Annotated in this window: 2 protein-coding genes and 1 pseudogene; all 3 read left to right on the top strand. The window is 64.6% G+C overall.

Features of this window, described 5'->3' with window-relative positions; genetic code table 11:
- Window positions 1-675, top strand: a pseudogene (locus JHD07_RS14265) (urea ABC transporter permease subunit UrtC); the annotation flags it as partial.
- A 6-nt stretch (window positions 676-681) separates the two neighbouring features.
- Window positions 682-1,443 (top strand): urea ABC transporter ATP-binding protein UrtD, encoded by a 762-nt coding sequence (gene urtD / locus JHD07_RS14260; protein WP_130363273.1) that lies wholly within the window; start codon window positions 682-684, stop codon window positions 1,441-1,443.
- Window positions 1,444-1,446: 3 nt separating this feature from the next.
- A complete protein-coding gene (gene urtE / locus JHD07_RS14255; protein WP_291623153.1) occupies window positions 1,447-2,142 on the top strand; it encodes an urea ABC transporter ATP-binding subunit UrtE in 696 nt (231 codons plus the stop codon).
- Window positions 2,143-2,216 lie beyond the last annotated feature (74 nt).

The raw sequence follows: 2,216 nt of genomic DNA, 5'->3' as shown, positions 1-2,216 counted from the left end.
ACGCAGGCGATGACCTATGCGCTGCTGCTCGCCTTCTTCCGCAACGATTTCGGCTTCGGCGGCAACAACGGCCTGACCGACTTCAAGGACATCCTCGGCTTCAACGTGCAGGCGGAGGGTACGCGTGCCGCGCTGTTCGCGCTGAGCTGTCTTGCCTTGATCGTCGGTTTCCTCGTCTGCCGCGCCATCGTCTCCTCAAAGCTCGGCAAGGTGCTGATCGCGGTACGCGATGCCGAATCGCGCACGCGCTTCCTCGGCTACCGCGTCGAATCCTACAAGCTGTTCGTGTTCACGGTGTCCGCCTGCATGGCCGGCGTGGCGGGCGCGCTCTACGTGCCGCAGGTCGGCATCATCAATCCGAGCGAGTTCGCGCCGGGCAATTCGATCGAGGCGGTTATCTGGGTCGCTGTCGGCGGCCGCGGCACGCTGGTCGGCGCCGCGCTCGGCGCCGTCGTCGTCAACTACGCCAAGACGTTCTTCACGTCGGGCATGCTGGCGCCGTACTGGCTGTTCATGCTGGGCGCGCTGTTCATCCTGGTGACGCTGCTGCTGCCCAAGGGCATCGTCGGCACCTTCAATGCCTGGTGGGATCAGTCTAAGGAAAAGCGCAACGCCGCGACCACAGCCAGTGCCGCCGCCGAAGACGGCGTCACCGAACCCAAGATGGCGGAGTAAGCGGTCATGAACGTCATGGACACCCGCGCGACTTCCGCGATGCTCTACCTGGACGGCGTGCACGTCTCGTTCGACGGCTTCCATGCCATCAACAATCTGTCGCTGACGCTCGCGCCCGGCGAGATGCGCGCCATCATCGGTCCCAATGGCGCCGGCAAGACCACGATGATGGACATCATCACCGGCAAGACCAAGCCTGACGAAGGCACGGTTCTGTTCGACGGCGTCACCGATCTGACGCGGCTCGACGAGACCCGTATCGCCGAGCTCGGCATCGGCCGCAAGTTCCAGAAGCCGACCGTGTTCGAGAGCCAGACCGTGCAGGACAACCTGCTGCTCGCGCTCAATGTCGATCACTCGGTCCGGGGCACGCTGTTCTGGCGCGGCAGCAAGGCGGAGTCCGAGCGCATCGACAAGGTGCTGGAGACGATCCGCCTCACCGAGGCCCGCAACCGCCTTGCCGGCAGCCTCAGCCACGGCCAGAAGCAATGGCTGGAGATCGGCATGCTGCTGGCGCAGGACCCCAAGCTGCTGCTCGTCGACGAGCCCGTCGCGGGGATGACCGACGTCGAGACGCACCTCACCGCCGAGCTGCTGAAGGAAATCAACAAGACCCACACCGTCATGGTGGTCGAGCACGACATGACCTTCGTGCGCGAGCTCGGCGTCAAGGTCACCTGCCTGCACGAAGGCACCGTGCTGGCGGAAGGGACCATCGACCAGGTCTCGTCCAACGAACGGGTCATCGAAGTGTATTTGGGACGCTGAACGATGCTTGAGGTCAAGGACATCAATCTGTTCTACGGCGCGGCGCAGGCGCTGCGCGGCGTCTCGATCTCGGCCGAGCCCGGCAAGGTCACTTGCGTGCTCGGGCGCAACGGCGTCGGCAAGACCTCGCTGCTGCGCGCGATGGTCGGGCAATATCCGATCTCTTCGGGCGCAATCGTGTTCGACGGCAGCGATATCACCGGCCTCAAGCCGTACGAGCGAGCGCGCAAGGGGATCGGCTTCGTGCCGCAGGGCCGCGAGATCTTTCCGCTGCTGACGGTCGAGGAGAACCTCAAGACCGGCTTCGGTCCGCTCAAGCGCGAGGACAGGCACATTCCGGACGACGTCTTCTCGCTGTTTCCGGTTTTGCAATCCATGCTCGGCCGGCGCGGCGGCGACCTCTCCGGCGGCCAGCAGCAGCAGCTCGCGATCGGACGGGCGCTGGTGATGCGGCCGAAACTGCTGCTGCTCGACGAGCCGACCGAGGGCATTCAGCCCTCGATCATCAAGGACATCGGCCGCGCAATCTCCTACCTGCGCAACCTCGGCAACATCGCCATCGTGCTGGTCGAACAATATCTCGACTTTGCCTGCGAACTCGGCGACAGTTTCGCGGTGATGGACCGCGGGGCGGTGAAGTTCACCTGCGATCGCGCCAGCCTCGACGCGAGCGAGATCAGCCGCCAGATGGCGCTTTAGGTTCATTCTGCGACGACCGGCTGGGGAGGCGGATGCGCAGCGACGTTTCGGTCACATCCGCGGTTTTCGAGTCC

Source organism: Bradyrhizobium sp. (genome assembly GCF_016462955.1).
In the GTDB taxonomy this organism is placed as follows: Bacteria; Pseudomonadota; Alphaproteobacteria; order Rhizobiales; family Xanthobacteraceae; genus Bradyrhizobium.
Note: the sequence above shows the minus strand (reverse complement) of the source record. Positions and strands in the feature narration are given on the sequence as shown.